At 35.4% G+C, this 21,991-nt stretch carries 26 protein-coding genes and 1 other annotated feature; of the genes, 2 read left to right on the forward strand and 24 right to left on the reverse strand.

Annotated features, from left to right (window positions below; all coding sequences use genetic code 11):
- Window positions 1-148: 148 nt before the first annotated feature.
- The 3 genes from BUB90_RS06700 to tyrS all read right to left on the reverse strand — a co-directional run bounded on the left by BUB90_RS06700 (window position 149) and on the right by tyrS (window position 3,421).
- Window positions 149-1,312 (reverse strand): M20 metallopeptidase family protein, encoded by a 1,164-nt coding sequence (locus tag BUB90_RS06700; RefSeq protein WP_073285061.1) that lies wholly within the window; start codon window positions 1,310-1,312, stop codon window positions 149-151.
- Window positions 1,303-1,989: a hypothetical protein gene (locus tag BUB90_RS06705; protein ID WP_073285064.1), complete on the reverse strand. Its 687-nt coding sequence runs from the start codon at window positions 1,987-1,989 to the stop codon at window positions 1,303-1,305. Before BUB90_RS06705 ends, BUB90_RS06700 begins: the two co-directional genes overlap by 10 nt.
- A gap of 178 nt (window positions 1,990-2,167) precedes the next feature.
- Window positions 2,168-3,421, reverse strand: coding sequence for a tyrosine--tRNA ligase (tyrS, locus tag BUB90_RS06710; protein WP_073285066.1), 1,254 nt, complete (start codon window positions 3,419-3,421; stop codon window positions 2,168-2,170).
- A gap of 109 nt (window positions 3,422-3,530) precedes the next feature.
- Window positions 3,531-3,811, reverse strand: a binding site (T-box leader).
- Window positions 3,812-4,030: 219 nt separating this feature from the next.
- Here tyrS and BUB90_RS06715 point away from each other — a divergent pair.
- Window positions 4,031-4,765, forward strand: a complete 735-nt coding sequence (locus BUB90_RS06715) for an extracellular solute-binding protein (protein WP_073285069.1) — start codon at window positions 4,031-4,033, stop codon at window positions 4,763-4,765.
- 188 nt (window positions 4,766-4,953) lie between these two features.
- Here BUB90_RS06715 and asd read toward each other — a convergent pair whose 3' ends face one another.
- Window positions 4,954-6,039 (reverse strand): aspartate-semialdehyde dehydrogenase, encoded by a 1,086-nt coding sequence (gene asd, locus BUB90_RS06720; RefSeq protein WP_073285072.1) that lies wholly within the window; start codon window positions 6,037-6,039, stop codon window positions 4,954-4,956.
- A gap of 367 nt (window positions 6,040-6,406) precedes the next feature.
- Window positions 6,407-6,691: a hypothetical protein gene (locus BUB90_RS06725; RefSeq protein ID WP_139241715.1), complete on the reverse strand. Its 285-nt coding sequence runs from the start codon at window positions 6,689-6,691 to the stop codon at window positions 6,407-6,409.
- 269 nt (window positions 6,692-6,960) lie between these two features.
- Between BUB90_RS06725 and BUB90_RS06730 the strand changes: the two genes are divergently transcribed.
- Entirely contained in the window at window positions 6,961-8,199 is a 1,239-nt protein-coding gene (locus BUB90_RS06730; RefSeq protein ID WP_073285078.1) for a 6-phosphofructokinase, read from the forward strand.
- 109 nt (window positions 8,200-8,308) lie between these two features.
- Here the strand turns inward: BUB90_RS06730 and dusB are convergent, their stop codons facing one another.
- The 19 genes from dusB to BUB90_RS06825 form a co-directional block, all read right to left on the reverse strand.
- Entirely contained in the window at window positions 8,309-9,283 is a 975-nt protein-coding gene (dusB, locus tag BUB90_RS06735) for a tRNA dihydrouridine synthase DusB (RefSeq protein WP_073285081.1), read from the reverse strand.
- 28 nt (window positions 9,284-9,311) lie between these two features.
- Window positions 9,312-10,091, reverse strand: a complete 780-nt coding sequence (locus BUB90_RS06740; protein WP_073285084.1) for a type III pantothenate kinase — start codon at window positions 10,089-10,091, stop codon at window positions 9,312-9,314.
- Between the two features lie 36 nt (window positions 10,092-10,127).
- Window positions 10,128-10,433 (reverse strand): Dabb family protein, encoded by a 306-nt coding sequence (locus tag BUB90_RS06745; RefSeq protein ID WP_073285087.1) that lies wholly within the window; start codon window positions 10,431-10,433, stop codon window positions 10,128-10,130.
- 27 nt (window positions 10,434-10,460) lie between these two features.
- Complete coding sequence (locus BUB90_RS06750) at window positions 10,461-10,811, reverse strand: DUF6145 family protein (protein ID WP_073285091.1); 351 nt, start codon at window positions 10,809-10,811, stop codon at window positions 10,461-10,463.
- Window positions 10,812-10,871: 60 nt separating this feature from the next.
- The gene (locus BUB90_RS06755) at window positions 10,872-11,696 is read right to left on the reverse strand and encodes a LiaF transmembrane domain-containing protein (RefSeq protein WP_073285094.1); all 825 of its coding nucleotides are present in this window, start codon (window positions 11,694-11,696) and stop codon (window positions 10,872-10,874) included.
- 208 nt (window positions 11,697-11,904) lie between these two features.
- Window positions 11,905-12,885, reverse strand: a complete 981-nt coding sequence (locus BUB90_RS06760) for a biotin--[acetyl-CoA-carboxylase] ligase (RefSeq protein ID WP_073285098.1) — start codon at window positions 12,883-12,885, stop codon at window positions 11,905-11,907.
- A 16-nt stretch (window positions 12,886-12,901) separates the two neighbouring features.
- A complete protein-coding gene (locus tag BUB90_RS06765; protein ID WP_073285101.1) occupies window positions 12,902-13,183 on the reverse strand; it encodes a hypothetical protein in 282 nt (93 codons plus the stop codon).
- Between the two features lie 175 nt (window positions 13,184-13,358).
- On the reverse strand, window positions 13,359-14,762 hold the full coding sequence (locus BUB90_RS06770) for a citrate/2-methylcitrate synthase (RefSeq protein WP_139241716.1): 1,404 nt from the start codon (window positions 14,760-14,762) through the stop codon (window positions 13,359-13,361).
- Window positions 14,763-15,110: 348 nt separating this feature from the next.
- Window positions 15,111-16,046 (reverse strand): ornithine carbamoyltransferase, encoded by a 936-nt coding sequence (gene argF / locus BUB90_RS06775; RefSeq protein WP_073285107.1) that lies wholly within the window; start codon window positions 16,044-16,046, stop codon window positions 15,111-15,113.
- 309 nt (window positions 16,047-16,355) lie between these two features.
- The gene (locus BUB90_RS06780; RefSeq protein ID WP_073285110.1) at window positions 16,356-17,306 is read right to left on the reverse strand and encodes a DUF4097 family beta strand repeat-containing protein; all 951 of its coding nucleotides are present in this window, start codon (window positions 17,304-17,306) and stop codon (window positions 16,356-16,358) included.
- Between the two features lie 561 nt (window positions 17,307-17,867).
- Entirely contained in the window at window positions 17,868-19,103 is a 1,236-nt protein-coding gene (locus tag BUB90_RS06785; RefSeq protein ID WP_073285113.1) for a tyrosine-type recombinase/integrase, read from the reverse strand.
- A 31-nt stretch (window positions 19,104-19,134) separates the two neighbouring features.
- Window positions 19,135-19,311, reverse strand: coding sequence for a CopG family transcriptional regulator (locus tag BUB90_RS06790; RefSeq protein WP_073285116.1), 177 nt, complete (start codon window positions 19,309-19,311; stop codon window positions 19,135-19,137).
- Between the two features lie 156 nt (window positions 19,312-19,467).
- Window positions 19,468-19,671 carry a DUF6462 family protein gene (locus tag BUB90_RS06795; protein WP_073285119.1) on the reverse strand — a complete coding sequence of 68 codons (204 nt, stop codon included), beginning with the start codon at window positions 19,669-19,671 and terminating at the stop codon, window positions 19,468-19,470.
- Window positions 19,649-20,089, reverse strand: a complete 441-nt coding sequence (locus tag BUB90_RS06800) for a type II toxin-antitoxin system PemK/MazF family toxin (RefSeq protein ID WP_073285122.1) — start codon at window positions 20,087-20,089, stop codon at window positions 19,649-19,651. Before BUB90_RS06800 ends, BUB90_RS06795 begins: the two co-directional genes overlap by 23 nt.
- A complete protein-coding gene (locus BUB90_RS06805; protein ID WP_073285125.1) occupies window positions 20,061-20,480 on the reverse strand; it encodes a hypothetical protein in 420 nt (139 codons plus the stop codon). Before BUB90_RS06805 ends, BUB90_RS06800 begins: the two co-directional genes overlap by 29 nt.
- A gap of 11 nt (window positions 20,481-20,491) precedes the next feature.
- Window positions 20,492-20,842 (reverse strand): helix-turn-helix domain-containing protein, encoded by a 351-nt coding sequence (locus BUB90_RS06810; RefSeq protein WP_073285130.1) that lies wholly within the window; start codon window positions 20,840-20,842, stop codon window positions 20,492-20,494.
- On the reverse strand, window positions 20,826-21,038 hold the full coding sequence (locus BUB90_RS06815; protein ID WP_073285133.1) for a hypothetical protein: 213 nt from the start codon (window positions 21,036-21,038) through the stop codon (window positions 20,826-20,828). Before BUB90_RS06815 ends, BUB90_RS06810 begins: the two co-directional genes overlap by 17 nt.
- Entirely contained in the window at window positions 21,038-21,454 is a 417-nt protein-coding gene (locus BUB90_RS06820; protein ID WP_073285137.1) for a hypothetical protein, read from the reverse strand. Before BUB90_RS06820 ends, BUB90_RS06815 begins: the two co-directional genes overlap by 1 nt.
- Before the next feature lie 163 nt (window positions 21,455-21,617).
- Entirely contained in the window at window positions 21,618-21,965 is a 348-nt protein-coding gene (locus tag BUB90_RS06825) for a helix-turn-helix domain-containing protein (protein ID WP_073285141.1), read from the reverse strand.
- Window positions 21,966-21,991: the final 26 nt, after the last annotated feature.

Genomic DNA, 21,991 nt, shown 5'->3' on the forward strand with positions numbered 1-21,991 from the left:
AATAATCAAGTAAAAAATTGGGCGTATTTAAAAAAATGCAATTATTAACTCATACTTCGCGTATAAAAAATTTCATTTAGAGAGGGGGTTTTTCGTTTAATATAGCAGTTAGCTACTCCAAGGAAAGTGCGAAGTTTGCGTTATCAACCTACATCTTTTCGTTAAATTTCATTACATACCCAATTAATAATTGTGCAGATACTAGTACCGCCCTTTCATCAATGTTAAAGCATTCATGATGATTTGGATATGCTCTTCCTAGTTCCTCGTTTCCTCCTCCTACGAATGCAAAGGCTCCTGGGATGTGTTGTTGATAGATAGAAAAATCTTCCCCTAACATCATCTTAGGAATAGAAATAATATCTTCTGGAGCAAACAATTCTTTCGCTGCTTCCTTAGCCGTCTGTGTCACTCTCTTATCATTCATAACAACAGGGTGTAAAGACCTCATGTATTCAACATGAGCCGTAGCATTATAAGTAGCAGCACTATTGTAAGCAATTCGTTTTACCGCCTGCTCAATATGCTTACAATCCTGGGTGGAGAATGTTCTTGCAGTTCCCTCAATAAACGCTTCACCAGAGATTACATTATGTTGCGTTCCTGAGATAAAATGCCCAACGGTTACTACAGCACTACTAACAGGGTCCAACTCTCTACTTACAATGGATTGCAGATTCATAATGGTAGCTGCTCCTGCTACTGTTGCATCTACACATTGTTGTGGTTTCCCCGCATGGCCTGATTTCCCCATAATTCGTATACGGAATATATCGGAAGCAGCCATTCTTGGTCCTTCTTCTATGGATACTTTGCCACATGGAATATCTCCGAATACATGCAAACCAAAGATTTCACTAACATCATCTAGGTGTCCTCCATCACAAATTGCTTTTGCACCAAGACAATTCTCTTCAGAAGGTTGAAATATTAGTTTGACAGTACAATTTAATTCTTCTTCATATTTCTTTAATACCGAAGCAGCACCTAACATAGCTGCCATATGTGCGTCATGCCCACAGGCATGCATGAGTCCCTCTACCTCAGACTTATATGTAACCCCTGTTTTCTCTGTGATTCGCAGTGCATCCATATCACAACGGAGTGCAACCACCTTAGACCCATGGCCTATGAATCCAATTACTCCAGTTCCAGCTGCTGCCACAAAGGGAATCTCCATGACAGCTAGCTCTTCTTTGATTCGTTTTGAAGTTTCAAACTCCTGCATTCCAATCTCAGGATGTCTGTGAAAATGTTTTCTTAGACGAATGATATAATTACTTATTATATCAACCTCCTTCTTTATTTCCATTTCTCCAACTCCTCTTTGTTATAAATAGGTGCAAAATCATCACTATCTGTACAGAAGAATCCTCCATTGGTTTGAATCATAGATAGAAAACAATTTGCAGCTTTTGCTTTATGTGCTTCATCCATAGTTACTTCATAAATTACCTTAATCCCATGTTCTTTAACGAATTCCAAATCGCTATCAGAATCAAAAGATTCTATCTCACATTCTTGAAAATCAATACTACTTGCTTCTCCAAATTCAATTGAGGCGATTCCTAGTTCTGGCCAAACTTGAATCTCCATTCCCTTTTCCTCAACAACTGGTGCAACAATTTGTTTACATGTATATTCTTCTGTTGCCATATAGAATAGATGCATAGTAACCGGTCTTTTAACAGCTACTACCTTGCTGTTTCCTTTACTACCCTTATCTATCTTCTTTACTCCAATACTCTTAGTTTTTGTCTTTACAGTATTCTTCTTATCAGTCTTCCCAGAAGAAGCCTTTCCAATTCCCGCTTCTTTTGTGATATAACTATCCCAGTTCGTTAGCGTTTTCCCTTGGGCTGGTTTTCCTTTCTCTGGTTTTCCTTGTACTATTTTTATTTGAGAAGTTTTTCCTTGCGAACTTTTTCCTTGCCATGTTTTCGCATTTCCTTGTGATGATGATCCTTTTCCTTTATTAAACTGCTTCATAATGAGTAGTATCCTCTCTTTATATCTCTTTTTTCTATAAGTATTCCGATTCTATTTGTTAATAAATAGGTTCCTATAATTAGAAATCTATTCCAACCTCGTAATAATCTATACTTATGATAAATATAGCATATTTCTTTCCCATTGCATAGGCATGGCTTTATAAACAACAGAATTATTATTTGTTTACCACCTTAACAATTTTATTCTTTCCTACTGCTATTATAAAGCCTTCCTCTTGCATGCTATAAGTAAGCTCAGAGAATCTCTCCCCATCTATCTTAACTGCATTCTGTGTTAATAGTCTGCGTGCCTCACTCTTACTCTTAGCAAAACCCACATTGCAGATTAACATCGGTAAATCAATTTCCCCATTATCCATAAGCTCTGGTCGTTCAAGAGATTGATTGATCACATATTCCTTAATATTGTCAGGCACTTCTCTTTGTTGGTACATCACTTGGAAATGTCTCTCCGCCGCTTCAGCTTTATCAATACCATGGTACAGGCTTGTTATTTCGCAAGCTAAGCTCATCTTGATGTCCCTAGGATTTACTTCTCCACTTTCTAGCTCTCTTTTGTAAACTTCCACCTCATCTGGGTGAATATCCGTTACTAATTCGAAGTAACGAATAATTAAGTTATCTGGAATTGTCATCACTTTACGGTAGATGACATCTGGGTCTTCATCAATTCCAATGTAATTGCCAAGACTCTTACTCATCTTGTTAACTCCATCTACTCCTTCAAGAATTGGCACAAACATAGCGATCTGACTCTCTAAACCATAATCCTTTTGTAACGATCTTCCCATTAATATATTAAAGGTTTGATCTGTTCCTCCAAGTTCAATATCTGCTCCTATATGAACGGAATCGTATGCCTGCATAAGCGGATAAAAGAATTCATGTAAACCAATTGCTTGCTGATTCTTATAACGATTCGAAAAATCGTCTCTCTCTAGAATTCTTGCTACAGTAACCTTACCTGCTAACAAGATTACATCTTCAAAATCTAACTTCTTAAGCCATTCACTATTAAACCGAACCTCTGTCTTCTCTGGATCAAGAACCTTCATAATCTGATCTTCATATGTTCTAGCGTTAATTAAGACTTCTTCTTTCGTCATTTGATTTCTAACTTTACTTCTTCCCGTAGGATCCCCAATTCTACCAGTAAAATCCCCAATAATAATAACTGCGTGATGCCCTAGGTCTTGCAATTGTTTGATTTTACGAAGTACCACCGTATGACCAAGATGAATATCTGGTGCAGATGGATCTAAGCCTAATTTTACTACAAGTGGTTTTTGTTCATCATAACTTCTCTTTAACTTGCTTAGCAGATCCTCTTCGTTAATTAGTTCGAATAACCCCTTTTTAATAATCTTCAATTGTTCCTCAGGTTGTTTGGTAATTAATTTGTTTGTCATAGAAATCTCCCTTTCCAAGACATTGCATCAAGAGTTTAGTGATAACCGCGATTTCCTATCAATAAAAAAAGCTCTCGTCCTTTGTGTTATATACGCTGCGTATATATACACAAAGGACGAGAGCATCTATTCTCACGTGTTACCACCTTTATTCACCATAGTATTACTACTTCGGTCTCATCAGGTACGCCATCTCATCTACATACTTTCGAATAATGGATTATACCCTATCAATATAACGGTTGCACCCGTCACAGCCTACTACATACTTAGTATGATTCAGTGTGAAACTCCGAGATGTATTTCAAGACTTTCTTTTTGCACCTCTCATCAACCGGTAGCTTTCTGTTAAAAGAACGATTCTCTACTTCTTCTCTTCAATGTCTTTCTATCAATATAATTTTTCAAGTAATTTTGTATCACTTGTTTCAAACAATATTATATCAGTTCCTTCAACATGTCAACCCTTAATTCTGAAATTACTTATGTATTTATTTACATAATTTTTAGATTCTTCTTATTTTATTATCTTGTCAGTTATGATACACTAGTAACAATGAACGATTACGTTAATTTATTGTAACAAACATACAGAAAAGAGGAATGACATTGGCGAAAGAGACAAAATTAGATGATTCTGCTGGAATCTATGCTAAAAGAACGAAACAGACGGAACGAGAGAAGTTAGGTGATATGACCTTCAAAGAGAAAGTCGCTTATTTTAACATGTACTATTTAAAAAAAGTTATTATTAGTGTTTGTATTGCAGGCATATTGGGCTATCTAATCTACCAAACAGTAGCACCTAGACCAGATGAATTATTAAATATAGCAGTAGTGAATGATTATTTTGAACAAGAAAAATTAAACGATTTCTTAAGTGATCTAAATACTCATTTTGAAGTAGAACCAGGCAAAGAAAAAATCACGTTTGATTATAGTTATTATATATCTAATGAGGATATGTCCCAAAACTCAATAAGTTCTATTCAGAAGATATCAACTTATGTCTCAGCAAAACAGATTGATGTTATTATATCTGATGAAGCATATTTTAAGACATTAACAGAAGATGGTTTCCTTATTAGCTTATCGGATTTACTTCCAGCTGATATGTATACAGAATTAGCTGATAAATATTATACAGGGGCAATCAAAGATGAAGACTTAAAAGGAAATGTATCCTCCGGCCCACTAGCTCCATATGGTATCTACATTGATGATAGCAAGCTCTATAAATCTAGTGGTTCCGCTATAGAAAAACCTATTCTCGGAGTAGTTAGCAATTCACCAAATAAAGAAAACACAATAGAATTAATCAAATACCTGTTAGGATTAGAATAAAACAAGAGGCTGATATAACATTTATAAATGTATATCAGCGCATATTTTTCAAACGAAATGCTTTTACACAACATCAAAAAACAATCTTCACGAATCATCTGTCCAGATGTATACACTACGTGTCTACTCTTGTCAGACAATTTGTTGAAGATTGTTTTTATGTTGCATTTCTATGCATTCTATCTAAATTATTTTGCTGTAATATATCCTTGTGCTTTTAATAATTCTGCGATTAATACTGCACCACCTGCCGCTCCACGTACAGTATTGTGTGATAAGCCAACAAATTTGTAATCATATACGGTATCTTCTCTTAAGCGACCAATTGATACACCCATGCCGTTTTCATAATCAACATCCATTTTAATTTGAGGTCTGTTTTCTTCTTCACAGTATTGAATGAATTGTTTTGGTGCACTTGGAAGTTCTAATTCTTGAGGAAGTCCTTTGAAGTTTCTCCAAGCTTCAATCATCTGATCCTTCGTTGGTTTCTTATCAAAACTAACAAATACAGCTGCTGTATGACCGTTCAAAACTGGTACACGGATACATTGTGTTGTAATAACTGGGCCAGCTGCTTTCACGATTTTGCCATCTTCAACTTTACCCCAGATTCTAAGAGGTTCTTGTTCACTCTTCTCTTCTTCACCGCCGATGAAAGGAATAATATTCTCAACCATCTCTGGCCAATCTTTGAATGTTTTACCTGCACCAGAGATTGCTTGGTAAGTTGTTGCAACAACAACTTTTGGTCCAAATTCTTTTAAAGCGTGTAATGCTGGCGTATAGCTTTGAATCGAACAGTTCGGTTTAACAACGATAAAACCTTTTGTTGTTCCCAAACGTTTCCTTTGATCAGTAATGACTTCTAAATGCTCTGGGTTTAATTCTGGAACTACCATTGGTACATCTGGAGTCCATCTATGTGCACTGTTGTTTGATACAACTGGGGTTTCCGTTTTCGCATATGCTTCTTCAATTGCTTTGATTTCATCTTTCGTCATATCAACAGCACTGAATACAAAATCTACTTTACTAGATACTTCTTCAACTTCATTAACATTTAAAACTACTAATTTCTTAACTGCTTCAGGCATAGGTGTTGTCATTTTCCAACGATCACCTACAGCTTCTTCATAAGACTTTCCTGCACTTCTTGGGCTAGCTGCTACTGCAACTACTTCAAACCAAGGATGATTCTCTAATAAAGAGATAAAACGTTGACCTACCATACCCGTTGCACCAAGAATACCTACTCGTAATTTACTACTCATCATAAACCCTCCATCTTTTTATGTACTGACACTTTAACCGTTTAGGGACGCATTTGTCTTTCCACTACGTACATTTGTCTTTTCTATAAGTATAGTACACTGTTTTGCATAAAAATGCAACCATTTTTTCTATTCCACACTTTTTTTCGTTACTTTGTTGAATTGTCCAATTAGTTTTCTTCTTTATTTGGTAATATTTTATTTGTCGACCCGAATCCTTCAACTACACCAAATTATATCATTATAATACAAAAACCACCATACAAGATTCTCTGCTGTATACATCTATCTGTATAACAGGTCATAATCATATATGGTAGTTGCTCCTATTTACTATATAATTCATTCGTCCATTTATCTATAAAGATTACTCCTTTAGATTTATCTTATTCTTCGTATCTACAATTTGTACACGATCTTCTCTTACAAATTGCATAATAACCTTCAAACTAACTCCCGTTACTTGTGATACCTCAAAAACAGTTGTATTGGCATGAGATTGAATATATTCCTTAACCTTACTATAATCATCTTTATCTTTATCAATGCATTCTGGACAAAGGGATGGACCTCCATAAGTATAGGTTAATAACTTATGACATCTTTGGCAAGTTCTTATTGTTGGAATATTATTTGGTGATGTAGCATTCAACAAAGTCACCCCTTTCATCTCTTATATAACTGGCGCAATCATAACTCATGAAATCTTTAAGATACTACTTACTTCTTACATATTCTAATATTATGCAGCAATTTTATATAATTTGCAATAGTTCCAAGAGCTTAGTCAGCACTTGTTAAATTATTATTGATAGCTACTATTAATTTAGTAACTAAATTAATTTGATTGTATTGAAAAGACTTTGTCTTTCTGCTATTATAGGTCTGCTTATAGAATATTTCAGGAGGTTTTTGAACATTATGTCGTTAAAGATAAATTGTCTCATCGCACAATCTGGAGGACCAACTACAGCTATAAACTCCAGTCTTGCAGGTGTGATTCATCAAGCTTTACAATCTACAAACGTTGATAAAATATATGGTTCCTTAAATGGTATACAGGGGGTTTTAAAAGATGACCTTATCGATTTAACGGAAACTTTTCATATAGATTCCAATAATCTATCAACTCTAATCAATACGCCATCTATGTTTCTTGGCTCTTGCAGATATAAATTATCAGATCCACTTGTTGATGATTCTGATTATCGTACAATCTTTCAACTATTCTCTAATTATAATATAAAATATTTCTTCTATATTGGTGGAAATGACTCCATGGATACCGTCAACAAATTATCTTCCTTTGCATTAAAACATAATATTGATGTTAGAGTTATTGGTATTCCTAAAACAATCGATAATGACCTTACTTGTATTGATCATACCCCCGGTTTTGGGTCCGCTGCCAAATACATTGCGTCTTCTATTCTTGAGATTTCACATGACGCTTATATCTATGACACCAAAAGCGTATCCATCGTAGAAATTATGGGAAGAAATGCTGGTTGGCTAACTGCCGCTTCTGCTCTTGCAAGAACGGGTTACAGTGATGCACCACATCTCATCTATCTGCCCGAACACCCTTTCTCAACTGCCTCCTTCGTTAATGACGTTCGTGAACAATTACAAAAACGCAATCATGTAATTATCGCTGTATCAGAAGGTATTAAAGATCCTGCTGGCAAATATATCTCGGCAAACTCAACAGGTACTGATCAGTTTGGGCATGTTATGTTAAGCGGGACTGGTAAATACCTCGAAAACCTTATTAAGAACACAATCAACTGTAAAGTACGTTCCATCGAATTAAATGTATTGCAGCGTTGTGCTTCTCATATATCTTCTAGAACAGATCTTGACGAAGCATACGAACTTGGTAAAAAAGCTTTTAATCTTGCCGATCAAGGAGAAACTGCAAAGATGGCTACCTTAACTCGTACAAGCAATATACCTTATACAGTTACTTATGGTAGCACAAATGTTTCTAATGTAGCTAATGTAGAAAAATGTGTTCCTCGTGAATGGATTACCGTGTCTGGCAATGATGTTACCAAAGAATTGGTTGATTATATCTATCCATTAATCCAAGGAGAAGTTCCATTAACTTATCATAATGGTATTCCCGCTTACCTTTCTGTAGATCATCTATTTCGATAAAAGTATAGCAATGAACTGTAACATAAAAAAACAATCTTGAGAGTTTGTATGTCAGCGGCAGATATGAATTATACGCCCGTTGACATTCAAAATTTCAAGATTGTTTTTTCTATTCTTCTATCATACTCTTATATTGCATCATTAAAGATTCTAGTTCTTCTAAACTTGCAATCTCATTAACAGCATTACGTAATTTAGCCGATTTTGGATACCCTGTTGTGTACCATGCAACATGCTTACGCATCTCTCGAATACCAACGTATTCTCCTTTGAACTTAATCTGCAATTTGGCATGTCTTAGTATCATTTCAATAACCTCATCTACGTGTGGCTTTTCTGGAATAATTCCAGTAGCAAAATACTCTTTGATCTGAGAGAATAACCATGGGTTTCCTTGAATACCTCTTCCAATCATAATACCATCACAACCAGTTTCTTCTGTGATTCTCTTTGCATCTTCTACTGTCACTACATCTCCATTCCCTATAACAGGTATAGAAACTGCTTCCTTAACTTGTCTGATAATCTCCCAATTAGCCTTACCACTATAGTATTGAGCTCTTGTACGTCCATGCACAGCTACTGCTGCCGCACCATTTTCTTCAATGATCTTTGCAATCTCAACAGCATTTATGCAGGTCTCATCAAACCCTGTTCGGATTTTTACCGTAAGTGGCTTTTTTATAGCACGTGAAACTTTATAAACAATTTCACCCACTAGCTTAGGATCCTTTAACAGTGCTGAACCCTCACCATTGTTTACAACTTTCGGTACTGGACACCCCATATTAATATCCAAGATATCAAAATTACGATGTTCAATTCGTTTGGCCATCTCACTTAAGATATCTGGATCAGCACCAAACAATTGTAGTGATACTGGGCGTTCCTCTTCCTTCACTTCAAGAAGGATCTCTGTATTCTTGTTGTTGTACATAATTCCCTTGGCACTTACCATCTCTGTGTAGATTAAGTCAGCTCCTTGTTCCTTACATAGCAAACGAAATGGCAGGTCAGTTACTCCTGCCATTGGTCCTACTATTAAATTTCCACCAATATTAACATTTCCTATTTGTAAATTCATAACACGTTCCGTGCCTTTCTAAATAGCTCTAATTCTTTCTACTTCTACACTTTTCATAGATCAATCGTAGTCCATTCATAGTAAGAGCTGAATCATATATATGAATCTCCTCCGTTGCATCAGCAATAATCTTACCTAACCCTCCTGTTGCAACTACCTTGATATCCTTAATTCCACTTTCTTCTTTCATCTTCTTAATGATATATTCCGTCTGTCCAATATATCCATATACAAGCCCCGCTTGCATACTTGTGACCGTATCCTTAGCTAAGATAGAATCCGGTTTCTTAATCTCAACCTCTGGAAGCGCTGCCGTATCAGACCACAACGCATTAGCACAGATACGAATACCTGGACTCGTGAGACCTGCAACGAAAGAACCATCTTCTAAGATTAAATCATAAGTGGTCGCTGTTCCAAAATCAATTACTATTAATGGTCCACCATAGGTCTCATATGCCGCTACTAAATCAACAATTCGATCAGGACCTACTTCTCTAGGATTTGCAGTCGCAATTTTAATCCCTGTCTTCGTTCCTGCTCCAACTATAATTGGAGTTACATTCAGATATTTGATAATACCATTCTTAAAAGAGTGCATAATATTAGGCACAACAGAAGATATAATAACAGCCTCAATATTCTCAGGTTGTATATCTCTTGTAAGTATTAATTCTCGTATAAATATTCCATATTCATCGGAGGTACGAGCAATCTTAGTCGTCATTCGGAATGTTCCAATTAACTCCTTTTCCTTGAATATGCCTAATGTTATATTCGTATTCCCTACATCTACTACAAGTAACATATCTTTTATCCTTCCTAGGTCAATAACAATATTGAACTATAATTCGTAATCAACACAAGCACGGCTTAGCTTTACCCTACCTATAAACGCTCCCACTTTTAAATGTTCTGGATGCATTGCATAACGATTCAAATCAACAAAGGAATCAAAATCGCAAGTAAGACATAATGTATAATTCGTACTATCTGCATCTGAGTCGTTAATCCCTACTTCCATGCGACGAATAAAATCCAACTTCTGCGTTAGCTCCAATAACTGATTTTTTGCAATAACTGCATTCTCAATTGCTGTTTTTCCTTCCGCTTCTTTTGCAAATTCAAACATTACAATATGTCTAACCATGCCAATTCATCCCTTCTATTGCTTCATTTATTTGTTATCAAGTAAATTTGAAACATCTTCATTTAAGAAAAATGCTTTATAGTAAAGCTCTAATGCTTCTAATAACTCTTCTTTTGTTCTTTGTAGTTCTTTAATTTTAAGCACACTACCAACTTCATCAAATAATAAATCGCCTTCATCTGCTTCAACATGGAAAACTAATGTACCATCTTCTTCATATTGAAGAGTAAGAATACCACCAATATCCTCCGTGTATAATACACACATGATCTGAAGTTCTTCTTTGACCCCATCTGGTAAGTCTTTAAAATCATCATTTAAATAATATTTCTGCTCGTATGCACTAGATGCACATAAGATAACGTTATCTTGATACATAATTTCTCCTATAGATATCGTACACATAGTTACGACAATACTGACCTTTCAGTTGCGAAACTATTTTATATCAACTCCACCAAAAATACAAGCACCATTTACATAAATTGTTGGCATATTCATACCTTCTGTCATAGAAGGAGTAACCGTTTTGTTATCTACGCCACCAAAGATTGCTGTACAATTTGAAACAACTCTTACATTGGATGGCACATGGATATCAATACCACCGAATACTGCAGTTACATCTACAATTACATCTTTATCAATAATAGCATTACGCAGATTAAGATCAATGCCACCAAATATGGCAGTAACAGCAACTCCACCAAAGTATAAGCCATTATAGTTCAGATCCTTACCAGAAAAGATAGCATTTACATTCGTGTCATTCATTGTATTATATGCCCGGCTGCTACTGCCTGAATTAAAATTTGCGTTATTATTATCTGTATATGTGTTAGAATTACTATCCGTGTTAGTTGAGTTAGTTGAATTAGTTGAATCGTAGGTGTACGTGTAAGTATTCTCTGTTGTATTGTTATTTTGATAAAAATCCCCGTTCTTGTTTCTTCTACCTTCATCAAAGATTAATCTCAGACCAATGATAACAAAGATAAATGCAACAATTAATTTACCAAACATATGCCAAGCAATAAAATCTTGCGCTGCTAATAATAACATTACACCAACTGCAAGACCAATAGCGCTTCCGGTCCTGTTTCCTCTTTCGCACAAGCCAATTGCACTAGGAATGATGATAAACAAGGTCCACCAGCCATCAAAGAAAATATCAAAATCTGCTCCGAATGCTTTCGCACCAATTAACACACCAAGTGCTATAATAATTAATCCCCAAATAAATCCTGTTGTAGAACGTTTCATACTTTGCCTCCTATTCTTATACCCCACTGCGAGATATCAGTTATTATCAATCATTCGTAGGTGTGTACCCTACTTCCAGGCCAATGATACCAATCTGAATTCCAGGTCATCAGCCTACTTTTAATATACTTCATTCTTATTGATTGTGCAATGGATATAAGGTAAGAAAACAAAGTCGTGACAATTGTCATGTGACAATTGTTAACTATTACGTATAGGAGTATAACCCTCGAACTGAGACTTCGCCAGAGTACACTTCCACCAGATCATGATTATCCTTCTCAACAATCAAATGTCCTTCGTCGGTAATTCCCCTAGCAACTCCTGTATAAGAATCGTCCTCAGTAAGAATCCTTACCACTTGGTCCTTATTAATCAAAACCTTCGAATATGTTTCCTTCAACTCACTTAGATCATGGGTTTTAAGAAAACGTTCATAATAACATTCAAGATATTCCATCGTCTTAGCAATTAACTGCGCACGACCAATGGATTTTCCTGATTCCAATAATAATGAAGTAGCCTTGTCCTTTAGTTCCTCAGGAAAGTCTTTCATACTTACATTAACACCAATACCCACAACGATATAATTGATATAATCAACTTCTGCACTTAGTTCTGTCAGAATACCAGCTACTTTCTTTTTATTAACAACAACATCATTGGGCCACTTTATCTTGGCTTCTAAGCCCGTCAAATCAGTAATCGCATCATTTAATGCTAATGCAGCGACTAAGGTTAACATCGAGGCATATACTGGCTTCATCTTTGGTTTTAGAATAACCGTCATAAATATTCCTGAACCTTTTGGTGATTCCCAGTAACGTCCTCTTCTCCCTTTTCCTTGAATCTGTTTATCAGATACAATTAACGTTCCTTCTTCTTTTCCCTCATCTGCTAATTGCTTGGCTACTGTATTGGTAGAAGTTACTTCATCATAAGAAAAAACTTGTCTTCCCATATAGTTTGTTTGTAGTTTACTAAGAATAGCTTCACTGGTAACAACATCAGGCTGGCTAAGCAAGCGATACCCTTTGTTTGATACCGAATCAATGAGGTATCCTTCTTCTTTCAGACGGTTAATCACTTTCCATACCGCTGTCCTTGACACACCAAGTTGTTCACATAGCTGTTGACCTGATACATAACCATCACTATTGCTTAAAATTGTTAGTATTTTCGTCTTCATTCCGAGTCACTTCTTTCTATGCAAATGCAATTCGTAGATAGTATAAACCAAATGCAATAAGAACAAAGCCCACAATACCAAAGAACATTCCTATTCCTTTTTGGCTATTTACACGGGCTTTTCTAAATCCATTACTTAAGTTCATAATACCTGCTACAATCATTAACGATGCCATTATTACATAGTTAGATGGCATTAAAATAACTAATACAAATAATACGATAACTGCAATACCTAAAATTACATTAATTAAATCTGGTAAAAGCTTATTATTTTTAATAATCTCATTCCACTTCATCTTATCCTCCATATTTCACTACAACATTTATTATTTCCTTTTTACTGAACTAGGATTCTCCTAATGAGTCCACTTATTCCCTAACAGTATATCATATTTTAAAAGCTGCTGCACTATATACGATCAAGGAATCCTTGACCTAGTTAGTACAACAGCTTTATGTTCTATCTTGTATCTATGCTAATCGTATATCTTCATTTCCTTCTTCAGCTACGCGGTCTTCCATTGTCTTATATTTCTTATGTTTTGCGACACACTTATATCCTGGGCGAATAATCTTACCATCATTAATGATTTCTTCAATACGGTGCGCAGACCACCCTGCAATACGTGCTATTGCAAAAATCGGGGTATATAATTCAATCGGTAAATCCAACATTCTATATACAAATCCACTATAGAAGTCTACATTAGCACTAACACCCTTGTAGATCTTTCTTTCCTTCGCAATAACTTCAGGTGCTAATCTCTCTACCATATTGTATAGCGCATATTCTTTCTCTAATCCCTTCTCTACGGAAAGGTTCTTAACAAATCCTTTGAATATCTCAGCACGAGGATCTGAGATTGAATAAACGGCATGACCCATTCCATAGATTAGTCCTGCTTTATCAAATCTTCTTTTATTCAATAAATCAACTAAATACTCACGCACCGCTTCCTCATCTTCCCAATCCTTGATTGTTTCTTTCATATCATCAAACATCTTAACTACTTTGATATTGGCACCACCATGTCTAGGTCCTTTTAATGACCCAAGAGAAGCGGCTATTGCAGAATACGTATCCGTTCCTGATGAAGTAACCACATGCGTTGTAAATGTTGAGTTATTTCCCCCACCATGTTCCGCATGTAAGACTAACGCAAGGTCCAATATGGTTGCTTCCAGATGTGTGAATTTACTATCTGGACGTAGGATATGCAGTATATTCTCCGCCGTTGATAGTTCTGGCTGTGGTGAATGGATAAATAAGCTATTGCCATCATGATAATGGCTATATGCCTGATATCCGTATACCGATAGTAAAGGGAACAACGATATTAATTGTAAGCATTGTCTTAAAACATTCTCTACAGAAGTATCATCTGCCTTTTCGTCATAAGAATACAAGGTTAATACACTTCTCGCTAGGGTATTCATCATATCTCGGCTTGGAGCCTTCATGATAATATCTCTAACAAAACTAGTTGGTAATTCTTCTCTATACTTAACTAATAAAGCATTCAGATTTTCTAGTTGCTCTTTATTCGGTAGTTCACCAAACAATAACAGGTATACAGTCTCTTCAAATCCAAATCTCTTCTCTGCAATAAATCCATTAACCAAGTCCTGAACATTAACTCCTTGATAATAAAGCTTTCCTTCACAAGGAACTAAATCACTATCCACAATAGTATAGGATACGATTTCTGATATCTCCGTTAATCCTGTTAATACAGCTTTACCACTGATATCACGAAGACCTCTTTTTACTTCATATTTGCTATATAACTCTGGGTCGATTTTGCTGTTTTTCTTGCATATTTGGGCTAATTCTTTAACCTCATTTGCAATATCAGCGTACTCAAATTCTTTCATAATCCTTCTCCTTTCAAAATGGGTGACGGGTTACCGAAATTAATTTCACGAATTTCAAATGCGAAGTCATTCCTATAAAGCTTAATTTATATTAGTATAGCATAGAATATTTCGTTTGTATGTCATTTTTATGAAAAATTAATAATTATCCATCTTATGCTATTTTCCCCATCATGACTATTGGACATTTAATAAGAACAAGATATAATACGGCAATTTTGTATTCTAACTTTTGGCTTAGTTGCAATATAAACCCCAAGCAATCTGACAAAATAAGACCCTTCTTATAAAATTACCACAATCAATTTTATAAAAAGGGTCTTATTAAATTACATATTCACCTAATAATTATTCACCTAAAGTTGCTACCATAACGGCCTTAATGGTATGCATACGATTCTCCGCTTCATCAAACACTACTTCTGAAAACTGCTCGAACAATTCTTCTGTTACTTCTTTCCCTTTTACTGCTGGTAAGCAGTGCAAGAATACTGTTGATTTTTTCTTTGTCTTTGCAAACAAATCGTGATTTACTTGATATGGTGATAACATAGCAATACGCTCAGCGGCCTTATCTTCTTCCCCCATAGAACACCATACATCTGTGTAGATTGCATCGGCCCCCTCTACTGCTTCTAAATCATCTGTAATATATATTGTAGAACCAGATTCCTTCGCATATCCCTTACAAGTATCGACTAACTCACCCGTTGGCCACAACTCTTTTGGTGCAAGAATTGTGAAGTCGATTCCTAGCTTAGAAGAACCAATCATCAAACTGTTAGCCATATTGTTTCTTCCATCACCTACGTATACTAACTTAAGTCCTTTTAGCTGTCCAAATTGCTCTTTTAAAGTTAAAAAATCTGCTAAGATTTGTGTTGGATGATACTCATCTGTAAGACCATTCCATACAGGTACACCGCTGTATTTTGCTAATTTTTCTACCGTATCCTGTTTGAAGCCACGAAACTCAATACCGTCAAACATTCTTCCAAGGACACGAGCCGTATCTTCTACACTCTCTTTGTGACCAAGCTGAATATCATCTTTTCCTAGATATTCTGGATGCCCGCCTTCATCAATACAACCAATTGTAAATGCACATCTTGTTCTAGTAGAAGGTTTCTCGAATATTAAAGCAACATTCTTACCTTTTAAACTATTTCCTGTAATACCTTGTTTTTTCTTTGCTTTTAAATCTGCTGCCAGATCAATAAAATATGTAATCTCTTCTGGAGTAAAATCTTTTAATGTTAGAAAACTACGCCCTTTTAAGTTCATACTAATTCACTTGCTCCTTCCATCAGCCGCGTATTAATAATTATTCATTAGCTGTATGTTTTTTTGCACAGCCATGCACTATAATCATAATTCAGACGACTTTATTCAAATTATATGTATATTTATACATCATATAGTATACCTACTTATACCATTTGTCAAGTTGATTTATTCAAACCGATACTGTCAGTATAAAGCATTATCCCAATTAAATCTGACAATTCTTCTCTACAAAAAAACAAAAAGAAGAATCCCAATTGCAATTCTTCTTTTTATATCCCATCAATATAACAACTAATCTTATATATTTTATCGAATTGTTACATCAATATCGCCTGAACCAGACTTTAGATGTAATTGTTTATCCATAACTGTATCGCTTCTATAGTTCTTACCAAAATCGTCACCATTTATCTCTATATCATCACCATCGATTTCGAATGAATACTCTTCTACGTCTCCATCAAGATTTAATTCAATATCTCCACTACCACATACAAACTCGGATACACCTGTTAATTCTCCCTTTAGATAGATGTCGCCTGAACCTGTTTGTGCAGTCATATTCATAACTACCATATTCTTTCCTTCTATATCCCCAGAGCCAAGTTCCAAATCACAGTCTCTTGCTTCTAAACTCTTAAATATAAAATCACCAGATCCAATTGCCATGCTCATCTTATCGCATTCAACATATCCAAAGGTTATATCTCCAGAACCCAAAGATGCACCTATATTATCAGTAGTTATATCCTTCACCTCAAAGTCACCAGAACCGACACTACAATCAAATTCTTCTGCTTTTATTGCTTCCACTACTACATCCCCAGAACCTACTGTGATATTACATTGTTTCGCAGGCAAATTAGTATTTACTATAAAATCACCACTACCGTTATTAATCGTAATTGTATCAAACTGTATGTCACTTGGAATCGTTATGGTAACCCTTGAAGGTTCCTCAAATAAACTGAAATGAAATTCAAAATTTTTTTTATTTGTCTTGACTATTAGAGTATCTCCTTCTTGTGTAAATGTATAGCTGTTTTCTTCTAAGTTCTCACCTTTCACATAGAAGGAATCTCCTTCAACAATTTTGAAATCAACACTACCATTCTCAATCTGTATATTAGCTATGTCTCCGGTTGGAGAGAACGCATCATCTACACGCTTTCCTGTGGAATCAGATGCCAATATTAATACTCCAATTATTACGACTACAACAATAAGAAACTTACTTGACTTTCCATATGAATTCATCTTCTTTTTTCCTTCCCTCTTTTAACGAATGAAAGGGAGTTTTCACACTAATAGCAAAAGAACTATAACTCTTACTATTTCATTAGTAGGAACCTAAATCTTCTTTGCATAATTAATGTGATAACTCCCTTTTCTATATTGAAATTAATAACGATCCCTCTAGAAATATAACGCTATCATGTATAACACATATTTATATATTATACATCATCGAAACCTAAACGCAAGCATTTTTTGTTAATATATTCATATACATTATTCTCTATCTATTCACCAAACGGGGCAAAATGTAAGTAAAAAAGGACACCTTTCTAAATAAATCTTAGAAAGGTGTCCTTACTATATTTAATTATTTATCCAAATTTTTCATCGTTGGGAATTTTTTTGTTCCAAACTGTAAGCCATGTAAATTCATTTATATTCCTTTAAACTCTTCCCAAATGCTCTGTAGATACGTGTTAATAAACAGGTCAAATTGTGGTGCTTTTTGGTCAAGTATTGGTCTTTTGATATTTTTTTAGTCAAAGAATTATTTAGAATTCTCTAATAGAGGACTCTTTTCTAAAATACATCCATGTTCTTTGATAACTTTTCTAACGAAGCTCTTGTAACATCCTGATTTACTTCTGCGTAAATATTCATCGTAGTTGACACATCAGCATGCCCCATAACTTCCTGTATAACTTTTACATTAGTTTCATTCTCGCAAAATCTTGAAGCAAATGTATGGCGGAATATATGACAAGAGAATCTTGGTATCATAACCGGCTCTCTTTTTTCCTTCTTTGCCTTTACTTCTTCCTCTGCATTATGAGCATCTACAATTCTTTTAATTGCACGATTAACAGCTGCTGGATTGTGTGGTGTTTCAAATCTATTCGTAAATATAAAATTTGTCATACCATCTACATTTGCCACACAAAACCCTTCCACTTCCTGACGTTCGTATTCATCTTTGAGCACATCATATACTTGTTTCATCATCGGAATAGTCCTTATACCTGCTTCTGTCTTTGGCTGAGAAACTCGAAACTCACATTTGAAGGAATCATCTGCTCTCTGATAATAAGTCAGGCTATGATTGATATCAATCAAACGCTTTTCTAAATCAACATCATCCCAGCGAATTCCAATCGCTTCTCCAATTCGACACCCAGTACCAAGCAAGAAAGTAAAAAACGGATACCACTTATAAAAGAATGGATTCTCTGCAACATAATTTATAAATGCTCTCTGCTGCTCTACCGTTAATGCTCTTTTTCTCTTCCTTGAACCACCATTTCTTTTCTTTACCTCTGCATAAGCTCCATCAATCGGATTCTTTCTGATAATGTCATCTCTTACTGCCAATTGAAATGAGGGTCTTAATACTGTATTGATGTTTTCCAACGTGTTTATCTGTAATCCCTGTTTATTAATCAAGTCACTGTAAAAGAATAATACATCTGAATATTTTACTTCTTTGACTTTCTTTTTCCCAAAGGTATCACGGATAAAATGATTCCAAGTATACAAATAATTTGAATAAGTTGAACTCCTTAATTCTGACTTTGTTGATATATATCTGTCAAATAAGAAGTTCACGTCAGCGTTACCTGCAACATATACATTTAACCCATCCATCTGGTCTTTGATTAATGACTCCTCTTTTTGACGTAGAGTAACTAATGATTTTGCATATATCGTGTGCTGCTTTCCTAATGGATCTGTATAAATGTACGAGTATCTACCATCTGTCTTTCGGTAATGCTCTCCTTTTCTTAAAACTCTTCCTTTTCCGTCTTTTCTACAAGCCATACTTTCTCCTTTCTGGAGAAAAGAGCCTGCACTACTTCTGGGTTGATTTGATAATCTGCATTTCAACACCAATTCGTATTAATTGCGATATGGATATGTTGTGACTTTGGGTATATTCAAGCATAAGCTGATATTCTTCTTCTTTGAACTTTACTGTGACACTCCGATTTATCGGCTTATCTACTTTGGGTCTACCAGTTCTTGCCATGTTTTACCTCCTTCACAACCTATTTTGATTATAATATTGGTCTTACCAAAAGTCAACCACTATATTGCAAACTCTTTCCTATTATTTTATATCCTTATTAAATGGACCAGATTATTGCCATTCTTCCGCATAATCTGGTCCGACACCTGTTTCTTCCTATTTATAGAAGTCAACATCTACTATATGAAACGTCTCTAAGTATTCATCTATTATATCCAAATTCACTAGAACCAGTTGATTTACTTTATAACAAGCCTGTGCATCCTTTGCCAATTGCTGAAATTTAGACAAACTCATCGAATACATTTCTGCACCCTCTGCATATCTGACAAATCTTTTATCTTTCATCTTTTTTTGCATATTCCAATGCCTCCCTTATCATTCTCTGCACGATACCTGTTAACCCCAGCTGCTTAATTAATGCTCGATCAATTTTATGCATTACTCCTGATGCTACCGTAATATTTCCTATGTTTCCTCTCACGAATGACTTTGGAACAGTCTGAATATCCTCCGGAATAAAGTCTGATATCTTCTGCAAATGTAATCCCCCTACATCTAAAGGATGAATTTGCACATGTACATCAAGATCCTTTAATTTTGAACTCAATGGACATACTGTTATCTGCGGTCCATTATTGTGATTACTTTGGTTGGATGATACAATTACTGCTGGACGTATAAAGCATTGCACTCCTTCTGGTTTCCATCCAAAATCTACATAAACAACCTGCCCTCTTTTATATTGCTTATATTTCTTTTTGTAGTTTTTGCTCATCTTTCTTCAGCCTCCTTAATGTTTTTACTCCCATACCTAGATTTCCTTCATCAACAGTCATAATAATGCCACCTGCATCAATAATTTTTCCTACTTTGTAATATGCATCTGGAATGTCAGTTGAAATTGCCATCATATTTACCACAATGACTCCTTCTGCTCTTTTTTGACGAATCAGTTGTGTTATCTTTTCAAACTGGCGGTTCAAATCTGCCTGCCCCAATCCATTTCTTCGAACAACTCCAACAATTTCTATGTCTTGGGTTTTCACAAAATTTCTAATGTAACGTTCCTGTTTTTCTTCTTTTTTCTCAGTTTCTGCCAAAGAACCCGTTGTAGATAAAAGAGCTATAAACTCCCTTTTCTTTTTTCTCGGATTTCTTATTCCCATGATTTTACCTCCTACGATACAAGCATTGCTGCCTGGTCAATCATAAATTCAAATGTGTGTCTGAAATAGTCTTGCTGTTCAGATGGTAATTCTTCCAGTTTGCTATCTATTGATCCTTCTTTTTTATCCGTATTTGATTCTTTTACTTCTATATTAAGCAGTGTATTTGCATCACACTGATAAACAGACATCAGAAGATATAAAGTCCTCATGCTTAGTCCTCTGCCGCCCTGTTCTATTTGCTTAATGCTAGAATCACTTAATCCGGTTATTTCACATACCTGATACAAGGACAGCTTTTTATCTTTACGAATCTTACGAAGATTCGGTCCAATTTCATATCCGTTATATTTTTTCAGCATATCCAATCAGACCTCCAGTCTTCGCTCTTTCTTCTATCATTGCTTTTACTTCTTCATATGCTGCCGATTCCGTTTCATATCTACCAAGGAAATCACCGCATTGACTGTACACAACAGTTCCCCATTCTGTATTTATGAAATTGCATCGACTGAGTGCCAGGGGATACCCCCAGCAGCTAACAACCTTTTCTTTCATTACTCTACATCGCCTTCTGGTACATATGGTGCGATGATTACATGGTTTGTAAAATCCACGATGATCATGTCAAAATACATTGCTCTTTCAATGAACTTTTCCAGATCTTCATCATCATCTGTAATATCCGTAATAGATTTCACAAAGATAATTCCAACTCTTGAATTCTCCATCCACTCGGACAATCTGCTTATATCGTCACGGTCTATATCGTGGCTTGCAAATTCATCTACAATAACATCGACTACATCCACATTTGTTTCCTCTGCTACAGCTTTCATTTCCGACACCAAATCATGAATCTTGTTGTCTGACATACGAGTCTTAATGAAGATAACTCCCTGTCCCTTCGGTACTCTTGTTTCTTTTCCCTCTACCTGCTGTTCATTATTCATTCTAAAAATCTTCTGTTCCATTGTTTTTTCTCCTATTCTGTTGTTTGATTAGGAGAGCTTCTGCGCATCCACTCTCGTGGTTTAGGTCTTGCTGACCATGTATAAATTGTAGCTGATACAAGAAGATAAATTAACGGAATGGTATTCGGAGTTGCATAGAAAAACCCCGAATGATATTCGGGGTTTAGGCAGCTGGTTGCTTTAATAAAATTTGAATCATACAGTTTATTCTATTCAAATCAAAGTCATTGCAGTTTTTAATTCTATTTATTATCTGATCTAATTCTGAAGGCTTTTCTTCATTTAATTCTTTTTCAACTCCAAAATAGAGGTAGTCGGCAGAAACATTCAAAATCTGACAAAGTTTTGTTACATGCTCATGTGCACATGCGGTCTTTCCTGTTTCAAAATTTGAGACGCTTTCACTGGTTATGTATAGTTTCTCAGCTATCTGTTCTTGTGTGTATTTACGTTTCTTGCGGATCATCCGCAATCTTTTTCCAAATTCAATAGCATTATAAACTTCTTCCATTTCTGCCAACACCTCCTTCCTTTGAC

Origin of the sequence: Anaerosporobacter mobilis DSM 15930, assembly GCF_900142955.1 — a bacterium.
In the GTDB taxonomy this organism is placed as follows: domain Bacteria; phylum Bacillota; class Clostridia; order Lachnospirales; family Lachnospiraceae; genus Anaerosporobacter; species Anaerosporobacter mobilis.

Excerpts from the sequence above, each read along its gene's own strand:
- BUB90_RS06700 (WP_073285061.1), bottom strand. The coding sequence starts at position 1,312 with ATGGAAATAAAGAAGGAGGTTGATATAATAAGTAATTATATCATTCGT.
- BUB90_RS06705 (WP_073285064.1), bottom strand. The coding sequence starts at position 1,989 with ATGAAGCAGTTTAATAAAGGAAAAGGATCATCATCACAAGGAAATGCG.
- tyrS (WP_073285066.1), bottom strand. The coding sequence starts at position 3,421 with ATGACAAACAAATTAATTACCAAACAACCTGAGGAACAATTGAAGATT.
- asd (WP_073285072.1), bottom strand. The coding sequence starts at position 6,039 with ATGAGTAGTAAATTACGAGTAGGTATTCTTGGTGCAACGGGTATGGTA.
- BUB90_RS06730 (WP_073285078.1), top strand. The coding sequence starts at position 6,961 with ATGTCGTTAAAGATAAATTGTCTCATCGCACAATCTGGAGGACCAACT.
- dusB (WP_073285081.1), bottom strand. The coding sequence starts at position 9,283 with ATGAATTTACAAATAGGAAATGTTAATATTGGTGGAAATTTAATAGTA.
- BUB90_RS06740 (WP_073285084.1), bottom strand. The coding sequence starts at position 10,091 with ATGTTACTTGTAGTAGATGTAGGGAATACGAATATAACATTAGGCATA.
- BUB90_RS06745 (WP_073285087.1), bottom strand. The coding sequence starts at position 10,433 with ATGGTTAGACATATTGTAATGTTTGAATTTGCAAAAGAAGCGGAAGGA.
- BUB90_RS06750 (WP_073285091.1), bottom strand. The coding sequence starts at position 10,811 with ATGTATCAAGATAACGTTATCTTATGTGCATCTAGTGCATACGAGCAG.
- BUB90_RS06755 (WP_073285094.1), bottom strand. The coding sequence starts at position 11,696 with ATGAAACGTTCTACAACAGGATTTATTTGGGGATTAATTATTATAGCA.
- BUB90_RS06760 (WP_073285098.1), bottom strand. The coding sequence starts at position 12,885 with ATGAAGACGAAAATACTAACAATTTTAAGCAATAGTGATGGTTATGTA.
- BUB90_RS06765 (WP_073285101.1), bottom strand. The coding sequence starts at position 13,183 with ATGAAGTGGAATGAGATTATTAAAAATAATAAGCTTTTACCAGATTTA.
- BUB90_RS06770 (WP_139241716.1), bottom strand. The coding sequence starts at position 14,762 with ATGAAAGAATTTGAGTACGCTGATATTGCAAATGAGGTTAAAGAATTA.
- argF (WP_073285107.1), bottom strand. The coding sequence starts at position 16,046 with ATGAACTTAAAAGGGCGTAGTTTTCTAACATTAAAAGATTTTACTCCA.
- BUB90_RS06780 (WP_073285110.1), bottom strand. The coding sequence starts at position 17,306 with ATGAATTCATATGGAAAGTCAAGTAAGTTTCTTATTGTTGTAGTCGTA.
- BUB90_RS06785 (WP_073285113.1), bottom strand. The coding sequence starts at position 19,103 with ATGGCTTGTAGAAAAGACGGAAAAGGAAGAGTTTTAAGAAAAGGAGAG.
- BUB90_RS06790 (WP_073285116.1), bottom strand. The coding sequence starts at position 19,311 with ATGGCAAGAACTGGTAGACCCAAAGTAGATAAGCCGATAAATCGGAGT.
- BUB90_RS06795 (WP_073285119.1), bottom strand. The coding sequence starts at position 19,671 with ATGCAAAAAAAGATGAAAGATAAAAGATTTGTCAGATATGCAGAGGGT.
- BUB90_RS06800 (WP_073285122.1), bottom strand. The coding sequence starts at position 20,089 with ATGAGCAAAAACTACAAAAAGAAATATAAGCAATATAAAAGAGGGCAG.
- BUB90_RS06805 (WP_073285125.1), bottom strand. The coding sequence starts at position 20,480 with ATGGGAATAAGAAATCCGAGAAAAAAGAAAAGGGAGTTTATAGCTCTT.
- BUB90_RS06810 (WP_073285130.1), bottom strand. The coding sequence starts at position 20,842 with ATGCTGAAAAAATATAACGGATATGAAATTGGACCGAATCTTCGTAAG.
- BUB90_RS06815 (WP_073285133.1), bottom strand. The coding sequence starts at position 21,038 with ATGAAAGAAAAGGTTGTTAGCTGCTGGGGGTATCCCCTGGCACTCAGT.
- BUB90_RS06820 (WP_073285137.1), bottom strand. The coding sequence starts at position 21,454 with ATGGAACAGAAGATTTTTAGAATGAATAATGAACAGCAGGTAGAGGGA.
- BUB90_RS06825 (WP_073285141.1), bottom strand. The coding sequence starts at position 21,965 with ATGGAAGAAGTTTATAATGCTATTGAATTTGGAAAAAGATTGCGGATG.